This is a genomic window from Thioalkalivibrio sp. ALJ15 (assembly GCF_000383695.1).
Taxonomy (GTDB): domain Bacteria; phylum Pseudomonadota; class Gammaproteobacteria; order Ectothiorhodospirales; family Ectothiorhodospiraceae; genus Thioalkalivibrio.
On sequence record NZ_KB912058.1, the window covers coordinates 518,350 to 539,619 of the forward strand.

General features: G+C 59.7%; 20 protein-coding genes. All 20 read left to right on the forward strand.

Annotation, left to right across the window (positions count from 1 at the left end; translation table 11 throughout):
* The 20 genes from G015_RS13655 (at position 1) to G015_RS0109280 (ending at position 21,266) form a co-directional block, all read left to right on the forward strand.
* Positions 1–192: a DUF2283 domain-containing protein gene (locus G015_RS13655; RefSeq protein WP_020146539.1), complete on the forward strand. Its 192-nt coding sequence runs from the start codon at positions 1–3 to the stop codon at positions 190–192.
* Between the two features lie 446 nt (positions 193–638).
* Complete coding sequence (locus G015_RS0109195; protein ID WP_020146540.1) at positions 639–1,121, forward strand: hypothetical protein; 483 nt, start codon at positions 639–641, stop codon at positions 1,119–1,121.
* On the forward strand, positions 1,108–2,397 hold the full coding sequence (gene tviB / locus G015_RS0109200) for a Vi polysaccharide biosynthesis UDP-N-acetylglucosamine C-6 dehydrogenase TviB (RefSeq protein WP_020146541.1): 1,290 nt from the start codon (positions 1,108–1,110) through the stop codon (positions 2,395–2,397). The genes G015_RS0109195 and tviB overlap by 14 nt, the downstream gene beginning before the upstream one ends.
* Positions 2,398–2,416: 19 nt before the next feature.
* Positions 2,417–3,469, forward strand: coding sequence for a Gfo/Idh/MocA family protein (locus tag G015_RS0109205; RefSeq protein WP_020146542.1), 1,053 nt, complete (start codon positions 2,417–2,419; stop codon positions 3,467–3,469).
* 44 nt (positions 3,470–3,513) lie between these two features.
* Positions 3,514–3,903, forward strand: a complete 390-nt coding sequence (locus G015_RS0109210) for a GxxExxY protein (protein WP_020146543.1) — start codon at positions 3,514–3,516, stop codon at positions 3,901–3,903.
* 68 nt (positions 3,904–3,971) lie between these two features.
* Positions 3,972–4,547: an acyltransferase gene (locus G015_RS0109215; RefSeq protein ID WP_020146544.1), complete on the forward strand. Its 576-nt coding sequence runs from the start codon at positions 3,972–3,974 to the stop codon at positions 4,545–4,547.
* 27 nt (positions 4,548–4,574) lie between these two features.
* Positions 4,575–4,895, forward strand: a complete 321-nt coding sequence (locus G015_RS0109220) for a hypothetical protein (RefSeq protein ID WP_020146545.1) — start codon at positions 4,575–4,577, stop codon at positions 4,893–4,895.
* Positions 4,888–6,459 carry a DegT/DnrJ/EryC1/StrS aminotransferase family protein gene (locus G015_RS0109225; protein ID WP_083925122.1) on the forward strand — a complete coding sequence of 524 codons (1,572 nt, stop codon included), beginning with the start codon at positions 4,888–4,890 and terminating at the stop codon, positions 6,457–6,459. Before G015_RS0109220 ends, G015_RS0109225 begins: the two co-directional genes overlap by 8 nt.
* A 53-nt stretch (positions 6,460–6,512) precedes the next feature.
* Positions 6,513–6,824 (forward strand): DUF4258 domain-containing protein, encoded by a 312-nt coding sequence (locus G015_RS0109230; RefSeq protein ID WP_232196819.1) that lies wholly within the window; start codon positions 6,513–6,515, stop codon positions 6,822–6,824.
* A gap of 5 nt (positions 6,825–6,829) precedes the next feature.
* Entirely contained in the window at positions 6,830–7,369 is a 540-nt protein-coding gene (locus G015_RS0109235) for a type II TA system antitoxin MqsA family protein (RefSeq protein WP_020146548.1), read from the forward strand.
* Positions 7,366–7,875, forward strand: a complete 510-nt coding sequence (locus G015_RS0109240; RefSeq protein ID WP_020146549.1) for a hypothetical protein — start codon at positions 7,366–7,368, stop codon at positions 7,873–7,875. The genes G015_RS0109235 and G015_RS0109240 overlap by 4 nt, the downstream gene beginning before the upstream one ends.
* Before the next feature lie 235 nt (positions 7,876–8,110).
* Positions 8,111–9,562 (forward strand): lipopolysaccharide biosynthesis protein, encoded by a 1,452-nt coding sequence (locus G015_RS0109245; protein ID WP_020146550.1) that lies wholly within the window; start codon positions 8,111–8,113, stop codon positions 9,560–9,562.
* 724 nt (positions 9,563–10,286) lie between these two features.
* Positions 10,287–11,243, forward strand: coding sequence for a sulfotransferase (locus G015_RS14050; RefSeq protein WP_083925123.1), 957 nt, complete (start codon positions 10,287–10,289; stop codon positions 11,241–11,243).
* Between the two features lie 4 nt (positions 11,244–11,247).
* On the forward strand, positions 11,248–12,492 hold the full coding sequence (locus G015_RS0109250) for an ATP-grasp domain-containing protein (RefSeq protein ID WP_232196820.1): 1,245 nt from the start codon (positions 11,248–11,250) through the stop codon (positions 12,490–12,492).
* Positions 12,489–14,492, forward strand: a complete 2,004-nt coding sequence (locus G015_RS0109255; RefSeq protein ID WP_020146552.1) for an acyltransferase family protein — start codon at positions 12,489–12,491, stop codon at positions 14,490–14,492. Before G015_RS0109250 ends, G015_RS0109255 begins: the two co-directional genes overlap by 4 nt.
* Entirely contained in the window at positions 14,476–15,879 is a 1,404-nt protein-coding gene (locus G015_RS0109260) for a polysaccharide deacetylase family protein (protein ID WP_020146553.1), read from the forward strand. The genes G015_RS0109255 and G015_RS0109260 overlap by 17 nt, the downstream gene beginning before the upstream one ends.
* Before the next feature lie 6 nt (positions 15,880–15,885).
* Positions 15,886–17,316 carry a hypothetical protein gene (locus tag G015_RS0109265; protein WP_020146554.1) on the forward strand — a complete coding sequence of 477 codons (1,431 nt, stop codon included), beginning with the start codon at positions 15,886–15,888 and terminating at the stop codon, positions 17,314–17,316.
* Positions 17,309–18,457, forward strand: a complete 1,149-nt coding sequence (locus G015_RS0109270) for a glycosyltransferase (RefSeq protein ID WP_020146555.1) — start codon at positions 17,309–17,311, stop codon at positions 18,455–18,457. Before G015_RS0109265 ends, G015_RS0109270 begins: the two co-directional genes overlap by 8 nt.
* 161 nt (positions 18,458–18,618) lie before the next feature.
* The gene (locus tag G015_RS14235; RefSeq protein WP_156824691.1) at positions 18,619–20,100 is read left to right on the forward strand and encodes a hypothetical protein; all 1,482 of its coding nucleotides are present in this window, start codon (positions 18,619–18,621) and stop codon (positions 20,098–20,100) included.
* 80 nt (positions 20,101–20,180) lie between these two features.
* Positions 20,181–21,266 (forward strand): glycosyltransferase family 4 protein, encoded by a 1,086-nt coding sequence (locus G015_RS0109280; RefSeq protein ID WP_369773941.1) that lies wholly within the window; start codon positions 20,181–20,183, stop codon positions 21,264–21,266.
* The last annotated feature ends 4 nt before the right edge of the window (positions 21,267–21,270 follow it).

Below are 21,270 nucleotides of genomic sequence, written 5' to 3' on the forward strand. Positions count from 1 at the left end.
ATGCGCACTACTTATGACGAAGGGGACGACATTCTCGTACTCCACCTCTCGGAAAAGCCGATTACGCGGGAATGCTCACAGGACTGGAATACGCACGTGAGCTACGCAGAAGACGGAACGATCGTCGAAGTCGTGATCCTTGAAGCATCCAAACAGGGTGCCTGGCCGCTCCTGCGATCCCGGGCCGCTTGATTCCCGCCACACCCAGAGGTCTCAACCCCACCTGTAGGAGGCCTGGCGTCCCCTACCCAATGCTAGCCCCCCTGTGGGAGCGGCCTTGGCCGCGAAGCCCCTGCCCGCGTCGGACGCCGGCAGAGGCTTCGCCTACAGACACGCTCATACGGCAAAGAACCGCCATCACAGAAGCGCGACCCCCTGCGCGATGGGGCACAACCCGAATCCATCTGACCAGAGCACTGGGCTCTTCATCGTTACCTGCGGCCGGTCAGCGTGCTTTCTGGTGCCCGAGCCACCCCCCAAACCTTGAGCCCAACCCCCCAACCATGGTCCAATCTGCGTTCAACCGCTGAACACACCCCTGTAGGAGCGTGCTCGCACGCGAAAACCCAGGCGAGCCATACCCCCTCTCGCACGCGCTGCCCCCTCCAGAACCAGCACCCGGAATCCAGTACCCAGCAATGTTCAGCACCTACCGCAAAGCCCTGGCCCTCCTAACCCCCAAGGAAAAACGCCGCGGCAGCCTCGTTCTCGGCATGGTCATCGTCATGGCCGTGCTGGAAACCGCCGGCGTCGCCTCGGTCATGCCGTTCCTGAGCGTGCTGGGCAACCCCGAAGTGGTGCAGACCAACCCGGTGCTCAACACCGTCTACGAAGGCCTCGGCTTCACCTCGGTGGATGCCTTCATCCTCGCGCTGGGCGCGGCCGCCTTTGGGCTCATCCGGTTCTCCGCCTTCTTCCGCTCGCTCACGCACTACGCGATGAACCGCTTTGTGGTGGCGCGGTGGCATCGCTTCGACGATCGACTGCTGAGGGGTTCCGGTGGCACTGGCCCTTTGGCTGCTTTTCGGCCTGGTCGGCCAACTTTGTTTCAGGAAGCGGGCAGGTGCCCGGATCCGACCCTGACGACACAACCGCAAGAGCGAGTGAATGACTGCCGTTAACTCATCCGAACCCCTTGCCATCATCGGACTTGGCTACGTCGGCCTGCCGCTGGCCGTAGCGTTTGCCCAGCAGCGCCCGGTGATCGGCTTTGACGTCAACGCAAAACGCGTCGACCAACTGCGCGATGGCCACGACACCACCCGCGAGGTCGAAGACGACGAACTGGCCGCGGCCACCCACCTCACGGTTACTACGGACCCGGCAGACCTGACGGCGGCGACTACCTTCATCGTGACCGTGCCGACACCGATAGACAGCGCCCGCCAGCCTGATCTCACCCCGCTCATCCGTGCGAGCGAAACAGTGGGCCGAGCCCTCAAACCGGGCGACCTGGTCATCTATGAATCGACCGTCTATCCCGGCGCCACCGAAGAAGTCTGCGTTCCGGTGCTCGAAGCCGCATCCGGCCTGCGCTACAACGCAGATCGCAACGGCTTCTACGTCGGCTATAGCCCCGAGCGCGTCAACCCCGGCGACAAGGCCCACCGCGTCACCGACATCGTCAAGGTCACCAGTGGCTCCACACCGGACATCGCCGAGCGTGTCGATGCCCTCTACGCTGCGATCATCACCGCCGGCACCCACAAGGCCAGCAGCATCCGCGTCGCCGAAGCCGCCAAGGTCATCGAAAACACCCAGCGGGACGTCAACATCGCCCTGATCAACGAACTGGCACTGATCTTCAACCGCCTCGGCATCGACACCCACGAAGTCCTCGCCGCCGCCGGCACCAAATGGAATTTCCTGCCCTTCAAGCCGGGCCTGGTCGGTGGCCACTGCATCGGCGTCGATCCCTACTATCTGACGCATAAGGCGCAGCAGATTGGCTACCACCCGGAGATGATCCTCGCCGGCCGGCGCATCAACGACGGCATGGGTGCCTACGTCGCCGGCGAACTGGTCAAGACCATGCTCAAGCGGCGCATTCAGGTCGACGGCAGTCGCGTCCTGATCCTTGGGCTCACCTTCAAGGAAAACTGCCCCGATCTGCGCAACACCCGTGTGGTCGACATTATCAGTCAGCTGTGCGACTACAGCATGACCATCGACGTCCACGACCCGTGGGCCGATCCGGAAGAGGCGCACGACGAGTACGGCATTGAGCTGACCGAGCGCCCGGGTAACGGCCAGTATGATGCCGTGCTCCTGGCCGTCGGCCACCGCGAGTTCGCGGAGCAGGGCGCTACGGCCCTGCGCGATTACGGCCGCGCCACCCACGTGCTCTACGACATCAAGGGTCTGCTGCCTCCCGATCAGGTCGACCTGCGCCTGTAAACGACAAAAAAGGAAGACGATGTTCCCCACCATCCACAATCGCAAGATTCGCGTCGGCGTCGTCGGCTGCGGTCGCATCTCGAAGAACCACTTCGGCGCCCTTGAAGTGCACCACGACGACATGGAACTGGGCGCCGTCTGCGACATCGACAGCAGCACCCTTGAGGCCCATACAAGTCAGTATGGCGTCCCTGGCTACATCCACATGGAAGAGATGCTGCAGAAGGAGGATCTCGACCTCGTCTGCATCTGCACGCCCAGCGGCCTCCATCCGGATCAGGCCGAGCTCGCTGCCAGCTACGGTGTCAACGTCATGACCGAAAAGCCCATGGCCACCCGCTGGAGTGATGGCTTGCGTATGGTCAAGGCATGTGACAAGGCCGGGGTGCGCCTGTTTGTGGTCAAGCAGAACCGCCGCAACACCACGTTGCAACTGCTCAAGCGCGCGGTGGAGGAGAAGCGCTTCGGCCGCATCCACATGGTCACCATCAACGTCTTCTGGACGCGCCCGCAGGAATACTACGACTCGGCCAAATGGCGCGGCACCTGGGAGCTCGATGGCGGCGCCTTCATGAACCAGGCCTCCCATTACGTCGACCTCATCGACTGGCTCATCGGCCCGGTGGCCGACGTTCAGGCGATGACCGGCGCCCTGGCGCGTGACATCGAAGTGGAAGACAGCGGCGTCCTCAACATCCGCTGGCGCAACGGCGCCCTCGGCTCCATGAACGTCACCATGCTGACCTGGCCGAAGAACTACGAGGGCTCCATCACCATCCTGGGCGAGAAGGGCAGCGTCCGCGTCGGTGGCGTTGCCGTCAACGAGATCCAGCACTGGGACTTCGCGGACGAGCGCGACTACGACGAAGACGTGCTCCAGGCCAACTACGAGACCACCTCCGTCTACGGCTTCGGCCATCCGCTTTATTACAAGAACGTGGTCGATGCCCTGCGCGGCGAGGCCGAGGCCGAAACCGACGGCCGCGAAGGCCTGCGCTCCCTGGAGCTGCTGATCGCCGCCTACCTCTCCGCCCGCGACGGCAAAACCGTCTCCCTGCCGCTGGAGTATTGATCCTCACGCAAAGGCGCTAAGTTGAGTCCCCTCAAGGATGAGGAATGGAAGAGGAAAACAGGATCGCCAGAGAGATTGTTGATGCGGCTTACAAGGTCCATGTGCAGACGGGGCCGGGATTGCTCGAGTCGGTGTACGAATCGATCCTCACGTACGAGCTAAGGGCACGGGGGTGCCAAGTGGATGTGCAGGTGCCCATTAGCATCGATTACGAGGGCCTGAATATTCGCGATGCCTTTCGTGCTGACCTGATCGTGGACGGGAAAGTGATCGTAGAGCTCAAATCCGTAGAACAAGTGCAGCCTGTTCACAAAAAGCAGTTGCTGACGTACCTGAAGTTGTCGAACAGCCGCCTGGGTCTGCTCATCAACTTCGGTGCCCCCATGCTCAAGCACGGTCTGATCCGGATCATCAACTCAGCAGGCACACCGTGAGAGGTACGATTGGCACAAGAGCTTCACCACCTTGGCGCCTCCGCGACTTGGCGAGAAAACACAAGACCATGAATTACCAAGTACACGAAACGGCCATCGTTGATGATGGCGCGACCATTGGCGAGGGCAGCCGCATCTGGCACTGGGTGCACATCTGTGCCGGCGCCCGCATCGGCGAGCGCTGCTCATTCGGCCAGAACGTCTTTGTCGGCAACCGCGTGGTGATCGGCAATAACGTGAAGGTACAGAACAACGTCTCGGTCTACGACGACGTCACCCTGGAAGACGACGTCTTCTGCGGCCCGAGCATGGTCTTCACCAACGTCTACAACCCGCGTTCCGCCATCCCGCGCAAGGATGAATACCGCACCACCCTGGTCAAGCGTGGCGCCACCCTCGGTGCCAACTGCACCATCATCTGCGGTGTCACCGTGGGCGAGCACGCCTTCATCGGTGCCGGCGCGGTGGTCAACAAGGACGTCAAGCCCTACGCCCTGATGGTCGGCGTGCCGGCCAAACAGATCGGCTGGATGAGCGAACACGGCGAACAGCTCGACCTGCCGCTGGAGGGCGATGCCACAGCGCAGTGCCCCGCCACGGGTACCCTCTATGTCCTCCGTGGCACAACGCTTGGCAGAGAGTGAGCTGCCCCAGCATTCCGAGGTGAAATCATGAAAATCGAAGCCACACTCGACGACAAAGGCCACCTGCAGTTTGCCCGTCCGCTCAAGCTCCGCCATCCGCGGGTGCGCGTTCAGGTCACGGTGCCCGATGAAGAAATCGAACCTGAGGAAGAAGGCGCCACCACCGGCGGACAGCCCCCCCTCGCGGGCCACAGCGGAACCGCGAAGAGCGCCAATTTCATTGCCCGGCTTCAGTCGACCCAGGCCCCCATCCGGGAGGCCCTGCAATCGGCAGAGAACCGCGCGCTGAGCAAGAGCGAAATCCGCGAGCGCCGGGCGCAAGCCTGGGAGGACAAGCACCGTGGCTGATCGGCACTGGATCCTCGACGTCAGCGCTATCCTCGACATGTGGCTGGACGCGGACGTGGAAAACAACCCCACGGCGCGGCTCCTCGAAGAGGCGGTGGAAGCGGGCAGCATGCTCTGGGTTGGGGCCAGCGCCCTCAGCACCCTGGAATTTGTCGCCGTGCGGCGCCTGCAGGAGCTGGGAGTGGAGCCCGAGACCGCCCGCTCCACGGTGCAGCAACTCATGCAGCAACTGCTGGCACAAGTCGCGGTGCTGAGCCTGTGCGGGCACGAACAGGCCGAACTCTACGCCGACGCGCATGATTTCGAGGATGCCCAGATCGCCGCCGGGGCACGCAGCCTGCGCGGCGGTGAAGTGGCCATTGTCACACTGGACGCGACCTTCGACACGCTTGGCGAATGCGAGACGCTGCAACCGAGCGAGGCACTGGCCCGACTGCAACGCGGGGCCGGCACGGAACAGACAGCAATCCCCTTCATCGACCTGGCCGCCCAGCAGCGGCGGATCCGTCCGGAAATCGAACGCCGCGTCGAAAGCGTCCTGCGCCACGGCCAGTACATCATGGGCCCCGAGGTCGGCGAACTGGAAGAACGCCTCGCCGCCTACACCGACAGCAAGCACTGCATCACCGTCAGCAGCGGTACCGACAGCCTCCTGATCGCCATGATGGCGCTGGGCATCGGCGCGGGTGACGAGGTCATCACCACCCCGTTCACGTTCATTGCCACCGGCGAGATGATTGCCCTGCTGGGGGCGAAGCCGGTGTTCGTCGATATTGACCCGGCCACCTACAACATCGACCCGAGCCGGATCGAGGCCGCCATCACCGCGAGAACGAAAGCCATCATGCCGGTCAGCTTGTACGGCCAGCCAGCGGACTTCGACGCCATCAACGCCATTGCCGAAAAGCACGGCCTGCCCGTCATCGAGGACGCCGCCCAGTCCTTCGGGGCCACGTACAACGGCCGCAAGAGCTGCGCGCTCTCCACCATCGGCTCCACCAGCTTCTTCCCCAGCAAGCCGCTGGGTGGCTACGGTGACGGCGGCGCGCTGTTCACCGACGACGACGAACTGGCCAAGGCCATGCGCGAAATCCGTGTACACGGTCAGGACCGGCGCTATCACCACCCGGTCATCGGCGTGAATGGGCGCATGGACACCCTGCAGGCCGCCATCGTGCTGGCCAAGCTGGACATCTTCCCCGAGGAGGTGGAACTGCGTCGCCAGGCGGGCGAACGCTACACCGCACTGCTGAATGCCGGGGAGCTGAGCGATATCGCCGCACCCCATGTAGCGGCCGGCAACACCAGCGTGTACGCGCAGTACACCATCCGCGCAGGGGACCGCGAAGCGGTGCAGGCGCGCCTGAAAGAGGGGGGCATCCCCAGCGCCATCCATTATCCGGTTCCGCTCTACCGCCAGCCGGCTTTCGCCGAGCTGGGCTATACCCCCGAGGACTTCCCGAACGCCGAGCAGGCCAGCCAGCAGGTCATCAGCCTGCCCATGCACCCGTACATCACCGAAGCCGAGCAGCAAGCGGTTGCTCGCGCACTGCTGGCTGGTTAAGGACATGGTACGCGTGGCATCTGAAACAAACTTAACACTGTGTTAATTTCTGAATGTCCAGGGACGGCATCGATCATCCACTCACAGCGGAGCAGGCCACGCGCCGGATTCACGAAATGGCGCGGGATCCACAAGTCTCGCGCACCTTCAGCGGTCACGCCCGCCAGAGAATGCGCGAGCGGCAGATCCATGCCGACTGGGTGGACCACGTGCTGCGAGAAGGCCATGTAGATGAAGCCCGGCATGAGAATGGTACCTGGCGGTACCGCGTCGCCTTCGTCGACGAGTGGGGGAGAACGGCTGTCGTCACGGCTATCCCCAACCACGACACCCTGGTCATCGTGACCGTTACGTGTTCGGAGTGAACAGCATGGACCAGTGCATCATCTGCGGATCCACCCAACTCGAGCACGACTGCATTACGCATCGCGCCGAAGAGTTCGGCGTGCACTCCGTCGTGTTTCTCAACACGCCGCGCACGCGTTGCCGCGAGTGCGGTGACGAGGCCATCCACATCCCGCGTTATGTCCAGGTGGCTCGCCAGATCCGGGACCGGCTCTGCGCCCTCAACCGCACCCTCACGGGGGCCGAGTTTGCGCTGTTGCGGCGAGAACTGAATCTGACCGCGAACGAGTTGGCCCGGCGCATCGGGGTGAGCCCGGTGACCGTGTCGCGCTGGGAGCAGGGGCATGTGTCCGTGCAGCAGATGGCCGACCGGCTGATACGGACCTGGACCCTGGGGGCACTCGGCTACGCCTGGCGCGACATCGACCACCTGATGCAGAACCTGCCGCATGACGGGATTGATCGGGTGCAGATCGATCTCGCCACCGGTCCCGATGGCGAATACTGGATCGAAACTCACCACCGCTTTGGCGGCATCGACGCCGCCTGGGTGATGGCCCGATGACCAGGGCGGCGCAGAAACACCCATCCCTACCTGAGTGGGCCACTCATGCGCAACTCCTCGATGCCTATCTGGATGGCATCGACTACGAACGCGGCCCGGCCTCCATGCCGGGAGATCGTCCCGGCATACTGAACAGCCGCCTGCATTCGAGCGATGAGAGCACCGGGCGAATGGCCGTCGGGGGCGAGAATGAGGGCCCGCTGATTCATGTGCGTCTGGAGCTCGACCTGAGAGGCCTGCACCCGGATGCAAAGACCTCGGCGTCGGCCGACGATGACCTGATCGTGTTCCATGCACGCCTGATCTACCGGGCGGAGTACACACTTGGGCAAGATGCCCAGCTTCCGCCGGAGGCGGAACGCCAGCAGTTCATCCATCAGGTTGTCGTGCCACAGGTGTGGTTACAGATGCGCCACATGGCCGATATCGTCACGGCACAAACGCACACGGGGCGTGTACTGCTCCCCGCCACGCCGCCGAGCATCCACCAGAAAGACAATCGGTAATCGGTGGATGCACGCAGATCAGCAGATTTCAATGTGACACAAGCCGATCGACTGCCCGTGCATCACCCTTGTCTGTGTTGATCCGTGTCTGTCCGTCGCCGATACGGCTTTCAACCGCAATGCTCCCAATCCATACAAACAGGGCCGAACCCACAACTCACATGCCGTATCGTCTTGAACACCATAAGCCCGTCCCGTGTGGTTCTGTGGCCAGCGGCGGCCGCGTAGTCGCGCGATGAAGGAACGCATCAAGCGCCTCCTGCCGAAGAACCGCTTCGCTCGCAGTGTCTCTGTCCTCGCCGGCGGAACGGCGGCCGGGCAGATTATCGTTGTCGCCGCATCGCCCATCCTCACGCGGCTGTACAGCCCGGAGGACTTTGGGCTTTTCGCGGTATTCGCGTCGCTGCTAGGGATCTTGGGTGTGATTGCCAGCTTGCGTTACCAGCTAGCCATCCCGCTACCGGAAGACGATGCCGACGCGGCGCGGGTCGCCATTCTGAGCGTTCTGGTGGTCGTCGGCATGGCTGGTCTGAGCGCCTTGGTGGTGTTGTTCTTCGGCGAACCAGTCAGCCATCTACTGAATGTGCCCCAGTTGGCTCCCTACCTATGGCTCTTGCCATTGGGTTTGTTTCTCCTTGGTGTCTATCAGGTTCTGAGTTACTGGGCCATTCGGCGAAGGGCGTATGGGCCGATTGCCCGGACCAAGCTCACCCAGTCCATCGTGATGACTGCGGTACAGATCGGTGGCTTCGCGCTCGGGCCGGTAGCGTTGTTGATAGGCCGGATTATGGGGCAGGCGGCTGGCATCGCCACCTTGTATCGCCTGGTTGTGAGACCGAAACGCCACCTACTCGGAGAGGTGCGCGGCCGTGACGTAATGTGGGCTGCTAAACGCTACCGGCGATTTCCAATCTATTCAACATGGGCCGGCGGATTCAATACGCTGGGAACAGAAACGCCACCACTACTATTCGCGGCCCTTTTCAGCCCGGCGGTGGCCGGCTTGTATATGCTCGCCCACCGGGTGCTGGCCATGCCAGCTCAACTGATTGGAAAAGCCGTCGCAGACGTCTTCTTTGGCGATGCGCCGGACAACCACCGTAACGATCAGCTTGGGACCGCAGTTTCACGCATCACCGCGACGTTGTCCCAAATTGCTCTCCCTCCCATCGTTCTGTTTTCCTTGTTTGCACCCAGCCTTTTTTCCGGCATATTCGGAGAAAGTTGGCGCGAGGCGGGTGTTTATGCGCAGTGGCTTGCACCTATGATCTACATTAATTTTATCACCTCGCCGATCACCACACTAACAACGGTACTTGAAAAGCAAGCTCATGCACTGTTCTTTCAGTCTCTTCTTCTGGTTATGCGGCTATCCGGCTTGGTAGTCGGCGCTCTTCTTGGCGATATAATATTAGCGGTTATCCTATTCTCGTTGGGTACTTTTATCGCACGGGGCATATTTCTTTCGTGGGCGCATTGGGTGACAAATCAGCCATTAGTGGAGCTGTTAACTAACCAGGCGTCCGCGATGGGATGGGCATTTATTGTGATTAGCCCAATTTTGGTAATTTCATGGGCAGATGATGTTCTCAGTCTGACGATGTTCGCCATCGTTGGAAGTATAGCCATCCTTGTGTATCGTCTCTGGATTTTGCAGCGCACAGTCGGGGCTCAGCATGAAAGATGACGGCCCGTTTAAGTCTAATTGGCGCGAGAGGAAATGGTTTCGCTCGAGGATTGTGTTTTATGGCTACGTAACGGATAGAAAACCGGTGGATCCTGCTCCGGTATCCGGGTTCGTCCTGAGTGAGCACGTACTGGGTTCGGAACGGTCTAGAAATAATCTTCGAGAATGGTTGCCTCGCGTGATCACAGAAAAAGAGATTCCTGGTGTGAGGATGACGTGTCTCACCGTGGAGGAGCGAGAATCAAAGAGACGCGTCGGTGCAGCCACATTGATGTGTGCGGACACGGCGGGTATCTGGTACGACAACCTGCCGATGGCGCAGGGCGAATGCAGACTCGTTGGGCTGTACGTAGACCCCGAGTTCCGCGGGTTTGGTTTGGGTTCATGGCTTCAGCATGCACGCTTCCGTATGGCCGTGCTGGACCCACGATGCGGCCTGGTTTCTGCAGTGGTCGAGTCGCACCGACTACCGTCAATCCGAGCCCAACGTAGCCGTTTCAAGACCGAAACAAGGAATATTCTGATCAAAATATGCGGCCGGAACGTCTTGTCGGTTGTGAAAAATGGGCCCCACAAGGGCGTCTGGTATGTGGGTCCGTTCCGCGAACGGAAGTGGGTTCGAATGGACTGACCGGGTCCATATGGGTTCTTGTCCCGCTCGTTTCCGGGGAATGCTCGTGGGCCATACGTTAACTGACAATCGGTTGTATTGGAGTGGTTTGGAATGAAACACATTGGCAGGGCGGCGATGGCGCGTATTTCGGATCGCCTTTCTTGGGTCGACCGATATTTTTGTGAAGCGGGAGGATGTCATCCTGTTCCAATCATTGTTACGGGTCCCGCTCGTTCCGGTACCACGTTGCTTTATCAGAGTTTAGCTTCTGGTTTGGGCGTGTCGTATACACCAAGATTCTTGGACAGCTTTCCTGGTGCCCCTGTTTTAGGGGCGCTTGCATACAGGTGGTTTGTTAGGAAGCGCGAAAATGTGGAATATTGCAGTCAATATGGTAAAGAAGAGGGGGCAGCGGGCCTTTCACAATGTCACTCGATATGGGGTCGGTGGTTTGACGTTAACTGTCCAGGTGTTCTTCTCGAGGAACAGCGAAGTTTGGAATTTCGGCGCGTATTGTGGGGGCTTGAAGCGCAGCTGGGGAGGCCGTTGGCGCTGAAGTGGCCGGGGTTCGTGGCTCACTTGGAAGCACTTAATCAGGCTTTGCCGAGTGCGTTCTTTGTGTTTACGGATCGTGATACGTTCCCGTTGGCGCGTTCCATCGCTAAGGGCCGCCTGGATCTCAAAGGGAGTTTGGACTTCGGAATTTCGCGTTCGCCAAGCGGCTACCATCTTCACGAAGTGGAAGATGGGGTCAAGGATGTAGTGAGGTACATTCGGGATGTTCGGGGGGAGGTGGCGAGATTTTGTCAGTCCATAGATGATCGTCGGTTTTGTCATGTTCGGTATGAAGATCTTTGTGGTGGGCCGTATGGTGTTGTTGATAATATTGCGGCAATGTACAACGATTGGTCGAATGCGGATTTGCAATTGAGTAATCGTCTGCCGGTTGGGTTCAACTGTTCGCCAGGCCCGGATCTGGGTGAATTAGGTAATAGGATATGGTCGGAGATAGTGAGCTCGGAAAGTGAGTCGACGTCTGGTGGGGTAGGTTCTCGGGAGGGGGCGTGAGTTGGTGAAAGACTTGGAATGTGCATTTGTTTTTAACTGCGACTACAACGGGCTATCGGTTATCCAGTCGCTGGGTCGGCGTGGGATTCCAGTATATGCATTGGATGCGAAGCGAGGTATTGGGACGCGCTCGCGGTATGCGCGGTACCTGAATGTGCCGGACCCCTTGGTTGATGAGCGGGGATTTGTCGACAAGCTGAAGGAATTGGGTACGAAAGCGGGTGGTCGGCCGGTATTGTTTCCGACGAACGATCACTGGGCGGAGTCTGTCGCCCGCAATCGGGAAGAGCTTGAGGACATGTTCGATCTGGTAGTGGCGGATCGGGCGGTGGTGGAATTGTTTCTGGACAAGGAACGGTTTGGGCGGTGGGCGATGGAGCAGGACTTGGCCGTTCCCCGTGTATGGTCCCGTAGTGAACTGGAGGATCCGAGCACGGCGCTGCCGTTTCCGCTTGCCATCAAGGCCAATGCGAGAAGAAAGCCGGGGCAGGGCGAGGAAGGGCGTCAATGGGCGCGCGCGGCGGATGCCCTGCGGTTTCGCACCTGCGGTGATCGGGAGGAATTGGTCGAGCTGCTTGCCGAGGCAGCCCGGGTTGGGGTTCCGGTGTTTGGGCAGGAGATCGTGAGAGGCCGGTCGAGCGCAATGCATTCTATTGGTGTGTACGCGAGCGACGGTGACGTAGAGGGTTTAGTTTACGGATGGAAGGTGCGTGGGTTTCCACCAGGGTTTGGTGATTGCGTAACAGGTTTCAGTGCACCTCCACCGGAATGGGCGATTGATATGGCTAAGGAAGCCTGTGGGCGTGCGCGGTACACAGGCTTGGCTGAGTTCGATGTCATGATCGATCAAGAGTCAGGTGCGCGTAAGCTTATCGAGATCAACCCGCGAAGCTGGGGGTGGATAGGAGTGAGTCTACCAGCCGGGGTGGACCTCCCCTGGCTGGCGTATCAAGGGATACAGTCCAAGGAACCTGTCGGAGAGGTGGCGCTAGGTTGTGCGGACGGCGAAACCGTCTATTACGCGAAGATGCTGGCCGATCTGCAGAACACGTTGTTGTGGTATCGATTTAGTGATGCGCGGGACTGGGTGTTGTCACCGCGCCAATGGTGGGCGACGTTTCGCGGCAAGCGGGGCGTGTTTGCGGAGTTTGCCAAGGACGACCCGGCAATCGCTGTGTTCGCTCTGGTGCAGGCCGCCAAACAGTTTGCGGGCCGCGCCCGGCGGGTGCTGAAAGGCCAGCGATTTTGAGCCCAGGGCCCTTCCGCCACGACATCAACGGCCTGCGCGCCATCGCGGTGGTCGCGGTGGTGCTGTTTCACTTTCAGGTGCCGGGTTTCGATGCCGGGTATCTGGGAGTGGACATCTTCTTTGTGATCTCCGGCTTTTTGATGGCGGCGATCCTGATGCGGGGGCTGGAGAATAACCCTGTTTCGGGGGGGGGTATTCTGTGGTCCTTCTATCTAGCGCGAGCGCGGCGGATTGTGCCGGCGCTGGTGGTGCTGGTGGCAGTGCTGCTGGTGGCGGGGTGGTGGACCCTGTCGCCAGCGGATTACGAACAGCTTGCCAACCATGCGCGCTACGCGCTGGGCTTCGCCTCCAACCATCGGTTCTGGGAGGAGGCTGGTTATTTTGATGTGGCGTCCCACGAGAAGTGGCTGCTACATACGTGGTCGCTGTCGGTGGAGTGGCAGTTCTACCTGTTGCTGCCCATCGGATTTCTGCTGGTGTGGTGGTGGCGCCGGAGCCGGGGATGGTTGACGGCGGCGGTGCTGGTGGCGTTTGTGGTGTCGCTGGGGCTGTCGGTCTGGCTGACGGGGCGTTCGCCCTCCGCGGCGTTTTATCTGTTGCCGACGCGCGCCTGGGAGCTGCTGGCCGGGGTGCTGGTGTATCTGCTCGGCGATCAGCTAAGCGGGTCGGATCGGTTGCGTCGCGGGCTGGAGCTTGCCGGGCTGGGGCTGATCGTGGCGGCGCTGGTGGTGTTCGATGCGAACACGCCATGGCCGGGCGCGGCGGCGCTGCTGCCGGTGGTGGGCACGGCGCTGATCCTGTTGGCCATGCGCCACACACCCGGTTGGGCCACGCCGGTGCCGGTGCAGTGGTTGGGGCAAGTATCGTACTCGCTGTATCTCTGGCACTGGCCGGTGTTCGTGGCGCTGGTGTTCTTGGACTGGCGTGGGCTGCCCTGGGCGGTGGCGCTGGGCATGGGCGTGTCGCTGGTGTTGGCGGCACTGTCGTACCGGCTGGTGGAGCAGCCCAGCCGACGCTGGCTGACCCATGCGGGGCATGGCGTAGCGGTGGCAGCGCTGGTGGTGCCGGTCGTACTGCTGATGGCCTTTGCGCTGTGGGTAAAGAGCGCGGACGGCGTGGACGACCGAATGCCACCCCGGTTTGACGCGATCATGGCCGAGGCGCAGAACACCAACCCGCACCGGGACGAATGCCATGGCCGACCCGGCTGGGATGCCTTTCCCTGGTGCCATCTGGGGGGCGAGACCCCGCGCGCGGTAGTGATTGGTGACAGCCACGCATCGGCGATCGCCACGGCGGTGCTGGAGGCGGTGAGCGACACCCCGGATGCGGGCATTATTCAGGCGACTTACACCAGTTGCCAGACACTGTTCGGCGCCCGCAAGCCCAGGGAAGATCTGGAGTGCGCCGAGTTCAATCGCTTTGTGGAGCAACGCCTGGCGGAATTGCCTCCTGATGTGCCGGTCGTAGTGGGCAACCGACTGAGCAGCGCCGCCTTTGGCAGCCACATTCCCCATGAGCCGCGATATGGTATCCCCACCGTCTACTTTGGCGAGCGACCTGTGCAGGAGCCCGATGCGGCGTTTCTGGCGGAGTTTCGCCAGGAAGTTATCGACTCGGCCTGCCGCCTGGGCGAGGGTCGGCCGGTATACTGGCTGCGCCCAACGCCGGAGATGATGGTGGACGTGCCCCGCTGGTACGCCCGCCAGACGCTGCTGCGCGCCGGCTTCGACTTCGACGTGCGCCTGCCGCGGGAGGACTACGAGACGCGCCATGCCCTGGTCACCGAGGCGCTGCGGACCGCCGAGCGGCAATGCGACAATGTCCACCTGCTGGACCCCGAACCCGCCCTGTGCGAGGGCGGCTACTGCTACGGCACACGCGACGGTCTGCCTCTGTACTACGACGAACATCACCTGTCCGAGCGCGGCAACCGAGCCCTCGTGCCGCTGCTGCGCGAGGCAGTGCAACCAGAAGAGTCCCATGACACTGATCGTTGAAACTCCGGATACTCGGGCGCCGGAGCGGGATTACATCTTGGGCGTGGTGCTGGGCGAATTCCTCGGCTTGCCCTGGCGCCGGGTGCCGGCGGACCGGGTGGACACTCGCATCACCTTGGAGGGCCAGCCGGGTGAAATCCGATTGCCCGATGTGCTGCTATCAACCCAGGAACCCGATTGGCTTCAACCTGCTTCCCTGCCTCCACGACCCCTCAATCAGTGGGACACGGCGGAGTTGGGAGAGGACATCACGCTGGTGGAGCGCGTCATACCGGTTATCTATGGCGACTCGGCCGAGCGGGTCACGCCAATGCCGGACGAGGTTCGTCTGCCAATCGACATTTTCGGCTCCGCCTTCTTCATGCTCACCCGCTACGAAGAGCTGGTGGTGAACGACCGCGACGAACACGACCGCTTCCCAGCCTGGGCCTCGCTGGCGTATCAGGAAGGTTTTCTGGAACGGCCTATCGTGGACGAGTACGTGGAGATCCTCTGGGCGGCGATGCAGCGACTGTGGCCGCAGTTGGAGCGGAAGCAGCGTGAGCCGTGCACCTTTGTTACCTGCGACGTAGACAACCCGTATGCGGCTTATACTAAGTCCATGGCCGCGACAGTGCGCAAGATGGGGGGCGATGTCCTCAAGCGCCGCAGCGTACCCGAGGCCATCCGTACCCTGCGCAACACCCTCGCAACCCGCCGTGGTGACTACCGGCATGACCCGTTCGATACCTTCGACTGGATGATGGATGTGAACGAGGCGGCTGGTAACCGCATGGCGTTCTACTTTTTGGTCGACAAAAGCGTCCCGAGCATGGATGGCCACTATTCCATTGATGAACCGCGTATCCGCGAACTGATACGCCGGATTCACACGCGAGGACACGAGATCGGTCTGCACGGCAGCTACGGGACATATCGTGATGCTGATCAGATGGCGAAGGAGGCCGAGCGGCTGCGGCAAATCATGGATGAGGAAGGGTGCGTGCAGGATGGCGTGGGTATTCGCCAGCACTATCTACGCTGGGACAGTGCGCAGACCAGCCGTCATGTATCCGCAGCGGGCTTCCGCTACGATACGACGCTTTCGTTTGCCGATCAGGCCGGGTTCCGCTGTGGAACGAGCCAGTCATACGCTTTGTTCGATCTACTCGGGCGGCACTCGCTATCACTTCGGGAACGCCCCCTCGTGCTTATGGAATGCTCCGTCCTTTCGGCCTTATATGGCGGTTCTGAGTACACCGCTGACACGCTCACAGCAATGAATCGTTATAAAGAGTTGTGCCACCGTTTTGGGGGGGAGTTCGTCCTGCTTTGGCATAACTCGTTCTTCCAGCATTCCAGCGATCCTTTGTTTTACCAAGATCTTCTTGACGCGCGGAGAGCCTAGCGATTTATGGTGCTGAATGCCTCAAACACCGCTTTGGATCGGGCTGGCGCCCTGCGTGGCAACAATGACGCGACAAGCAGCAGCCTGATGCTTGCTCTTGTGTTTTTTCATGTGGCGGTCCTGTTTCTTTATCTGACGCTCAATATCGTCAACATCGGTGCGGGCGGTGTAGGCCTTCCTGTCTTGGCCGTGTATGTGACGCTGTCCGCCGCCATTGTCGCCAAGCTATGGATGCGGAACCAGGTGTATTTTCGTCTGCACCTGGTTGTGTTCTTCGCTCTCGTGGCTTGGGTTGCACTCCGAGTGTGGGCAGACGTTGGGGATGTTGAACGACTCAAGGCGATTACGATCGCCACCACCGGGGGCATGCTGCTGTTTTACCTAATGGGGGCTGCGCTTCGAGAAAGCTATCAGCGCTTACTGGTTGCGGATAAGGCTCGGTGGATGGTTGTGCTGCTGCTGGCGTTTGTAGCCATTCTTCTGGTGTGGGTGGCGGTCGAGTTTGCGGGGCGTCTACACACAAGGTTGTTTTTGCTGACAGGAATCGAAGGCGGGTACCAGCGGCCCGGTAACTTCCTTTCGATCACGTTTATCGTGTTTTCCTTTCTCTTCGTACTGCGCGCCCTGGTCGAGCTGGGTTCGTGTTTGCGTAGGGGATTGGAACTGTCCTGGTGGGTGTTCTATCTGAGTGGGACCCTTCTATCGCTCGCGATGAGTCAGGTTATGGGTTCCAATTCAGCCACGGCGGTGATCGCTGGCGTTTCACTGATCACGCTCGCGACGGCGCTAGTGGCGCCAAGAAGGCGGCTGCTTCGTGCGTATATCCATGGCCAGCTCGCATTGCCGTGGTCGAGACGGCTTCTCGTGCGGTTTGGTGGCGGGCTTGTTGCGGCCGGGGTCGTGACGGCCGTTGCGCTTGGCGTGCTGGTGGTTGTAACAGAGCTCGACGTTCGAGGGCTGCGGGTGCTTGGCTTCGGTTCGGGCTCTGCGACCTCATTAATGTCGCGCTTGGATATCATGCTGGAGCATGGCGTGGCGCAACTTTCTTACGCACCGTGGTTCGGCAATATGAACGTGGCATATCTGACGACGGGCAATGCGGGTAGCACGCTGCATAGCTTCTTGCCTTATGTCATGGCGAATCTCGGCTTGGTCGGGCTAATGTTGGTCCTCGTCCTGTATCTGATGGTGTTCGCCCAACTTCACCGCGAATCCCGCGCGCGGCCTACTGGAGGCGCGATGGCTTTCCGCTCTAGTGTTATTGCCATCTATTCGATCCTGATTCTTCTATACCTGTTCCTTTTCGCCAATCTGGCCACCGGGGTTTCATGGGTAGTGCTCTGGTTTGCCCTCGGTTTCATATCGAGACCCTTTGGCTTCAAGGCTTGCGGGCGCTATAAAACAGAACCTGTTAGGAGTACACCCCACTATGCATGACGCCACCTGCCTGCACATCGTCCGCAACCCGGTCAGCCACGACTCCCGAGTCCTCAAGGAAACCTGCGCCGTAGGGGAGTCCGGTCTTTTCGACAAGCTGGAAATCGCGGGTTTCCACGAAGCCGGCTTCGCCGAAGCCGAGGATCTCGACGGGCGTACGATCCACCGTGTGCGGCTAACCAGCCGCCCTTTGCCGAAGGATCTGCTTAGCCAGTCCGTAAAGTATGCGGAGTGGTACGCCCGGCTCGTGAGCCGCTATCGGCGCCAGTCCCTCCGGGTTATCCATTGCCACAATCTCTGGCCGCTTTCTATCGGTGTATTACTCAAAAGGCTCACCGGCGCGAAGCTGATCTATGATGCCCACGAACTTCAGACTGAAACAGTGGGCAATGGTGGTTTGCGCCAGAAAATGGCTCGACGCGCCGAACGGTTCCTCATGCCTCGTGTCGATGCAATGATTACCGTGAGTCCTTCTATCAAGGACTGGTATCAGAAACGGTATCCGAAAAAATCGATCCACTTGGTGCGCAATATTCCGAAAGTGCCTGATTCGTTGACGAATATCGTACCCCTGCGAGAGCAGTTTTCAGTCCCCAAAAACGCCTTACTCTTCCTTCACCTTGGCGGGTTGAGCGAGGGGCGGGGCATCGAGGCGACGCTTGACGCATTCCAGCGCCCTGAAGTGCCGCACCACATCCTGTTCATGGGCGCGGGACCGCTGGCCGCGCGGGTCAAGGAAGCCGAGCAACGTTGCGCACGGGTTCATCACCGCGAGCCTGTCCCGCCGGCGGAGGTATTGGCTCATGTGGCTGGCGCGGATGTTGGTGTCAGTCTGTACGAGGATACGTGTCTGAACCATCGCTACTGCCTGCCGAACAAGCTGTTCGAGAGTCTTTTGGCCGGTATTCCCGTAGTGGTTTCTGATCTGCCGGATCAGGCGGCAATAGTACGGGAGCGCCAAGCGGGCTGGGTGGTGTCGCCAACAGCCGATTCGATCGCGGAGCGTTTGGCCAGCCTGAGCTCCGAGGAGGGACGAGTGGTGCGGAAGAAATTGCCCGAGCGTGTAGCGGACCTACGGTGGCAGACAGAGGAAAACACACTCATTAGTGTCTATAGGAAATTACTGAGTGTGAGTACGTGATGTGTGTTTTGGGCGATTCGATTTGCTAATAGTGGTTCCCCAAAATTACCCTCTAATGCTTTACTCGAAAGACCGCGCATCTGAGCTTGATTAATCGCTTACAGATGTTTCGGACCCTGAGTCGACCAGTTTTTAGTGGTTCTCCTCCAGAATATAAGAATATGATTATGCAGAGCATCCATCAATTTGCTTATGATTTTATTTTGGCCAAGACTCCAATCGACTTGATGGAACTGTCTGAGACAATCAATCTTGGCGGCTACTATCTAAAACTCTCCTCGTATGCTCCAGTTAAGAGGATTTTAATTGGCCGTGCAGAATTAATCATAATCGGTGACTTCGTCCTCTCTGATGGCAGGTCGATATATGAGTTCGAGGAAGGCGCTCAGCATGCGATAGAAAAGGATTTTATCGAGCGCGCCGGGGCAATCATTGATGGCATGTTGGGGCATTTTGTCGCGGTGTTGAACGATCGTGGCAGGGTTTATGTTTTTCCAGATGCAACATCAAGCGTTCCTGTGTATTACCCAGTTCACACAGCGGACGTCCTTGCTTCATCGATAGAAACACAGATTGATCCGATTGGGTCCGATGGCAATGAGTCCACCATTATAAGAAGGATATTAAATTCTTCTTCTCCTGGGCAGGTTCTCCCGTATGATCTATGTCCAACCCCTGGGGTTAGGGTGTTGCTCCCAAATCACTATTTGAAGTTGTTTGGAGGCTATGCTGTGCGAAGAGACATAAACATTGAAGAGGATCGAAATAAATCGTTGGAGTCTGTGGCAAAAGATGCTGCTGCGATAATAAGGAAGGCTGCCGATTATTTTAGCTCGATGTATTCTGTGCGGTGTCCCTTGACAGGAGGGTTAGACAGCCGCGTTGTATTGTCTGCCTTTTTATCTTCTGGGTACACGGATGAGGTGTTCACCTTTAAGCATGAACGCTTGGGCGATCATTCAAAAGACGTAGTTATTCCCGTTGAGGTAAGTGAAAAATTCGGTCTGTCTCATTCTATGATTTCGATGCGGGCGGGTTGCCGAGTAGACGTATACGAAAATAAATGGGACAGAGAAATAAATTATCCAAAAAATTCTCACGCAATCAAAAACCTATGTAAAATTGTCGAGACATATGGCCGCGGGGTGGCTGTTCCAAATGGCAACGTTATTGGGCAAATTGGCAAGAGCTCAGTAGGGGGGTGCATCGAAAATAACTTATTTGGCCCTCGTATCTTAAGAGCAAAAAATCATTATTGCAGTCGTGCGGGGTTGGGGTTTGAAAAGAGATACTTGGAGTCACTCGAAAACTCAGCTGGCTCTATTTCCGACTTTTATTCTTGGGAAGTGCGCTGCGGAAAGTGGGGCGCCCTTTCGGGTAATTTTTATAGAAGGGCGGGGGTTCTATCCCTTAATTTGTTTAACTGCACAAATTTGATAAAGAGTTTTTGCGCTATTCCGCGAGAGTTGAGGGTTAAGGGGTTGTTGCATCGAGAGATAGTGAGAGAGCTAGATTCAGATTTTCTCCATAGTTTTCCGATTAAGGCGAAGAGTTCATATTTGCGCTCGTCATCAGTCCTGTTCGCAGCGGCTTCTCTTTTAAAATTTTATGGCAACCTGCTTCGCAGAAAGCTTCATCACTAAATTCTTTTTGATGTCCGACTTAAGGCTGACAGATTTTGATAATTCTCTCTACGACAGTACACGTACGAGCTGATACGCGCATCAGGGTAAAGGAATCCGCCTCGCTTGCCGTGGGCAGTGGAGCGGAGGTATTCCTGTACGTACAGGACGGCCAGGGGCCCGAGCGCGACGAGATCTCGGGTGTCGAGGTCGTGGATACCGGTCCACCGTCCCACGGACGGGTGCGGCGCATGTTGTTTGGTGCGTGGCGGATGTACCGTGCGGTACGTGCGGGGCGGCCGCGGGTGGCGCACTTTCATGATCCGGAGCTTATTCCGGTGGGGCTGGCGCTGAAGCTCTCGGGTATCAAAGTGGTGTATGACGTGCACGAGGATGTGCCGCGCCAGATTCTGGGCAAGCACTGGATTCCCGTCTGGTTGCGGCGGCCGGTGGCTTCGGCGGCGGCGGGCTTTGAGTGGCTGGCCGGGCGCGCGTTTGATGGCATCGTGGCGGCGACGCCGACGATTGCGCGGCGCTTTCCGGCGCACAAGACCGTGACGGTGCAGAACTTTCCCATCCTGGCCGAGTTGGTGGCGCCGGACCCGGTACCGTATGCGCAGCGGCCGCCGCACTTCGCCTATGTGGGCGGCATTACGGGTATTCGCGGGTCGCGGGAGATGGTGGAGGCCATCGGACGGGTGGACGAGCCCGAGTGCCGGCTGCAACTGGCCGGTGGCTTCTCGCCCGCCGGCCATGGGGATGAGCTGGCCGCGCTAGGTGGTTGGCAGCGGGTGGAGTTCCACGGCTGGGCCTCACGACCGCAGGTCGCCGCGATCCTGGGCAATGTCCGGGCGGGACTGGTGTTGTTCCATCCCGCGCCGAATCATCTGGATGCTCAACCGAACAAGCTGTTTGAATACATGGCGGCCGGCCTGCCGGTGATCGCCTCCGACTTTCCTCTATGGCGCGGGATCGTCGATGGGGCCGGCTGTGGCCTGCTGGTGGATCCGCAGGACCCGGATGCCATCGCCGAAGCCATGGCCTGGCTGCTGGCCCATCCCGATGAGGCCGAGGCCATGGGCCGCCGCGGCCGCGACGCCGTGGAGCGCCAGTACAACTGGGCGCCCGAGGCGGACAAGCTGCTTGCGCTATACGAACAGCTCATGAGTGGCCGTCGGGCGGGGTAGGGCC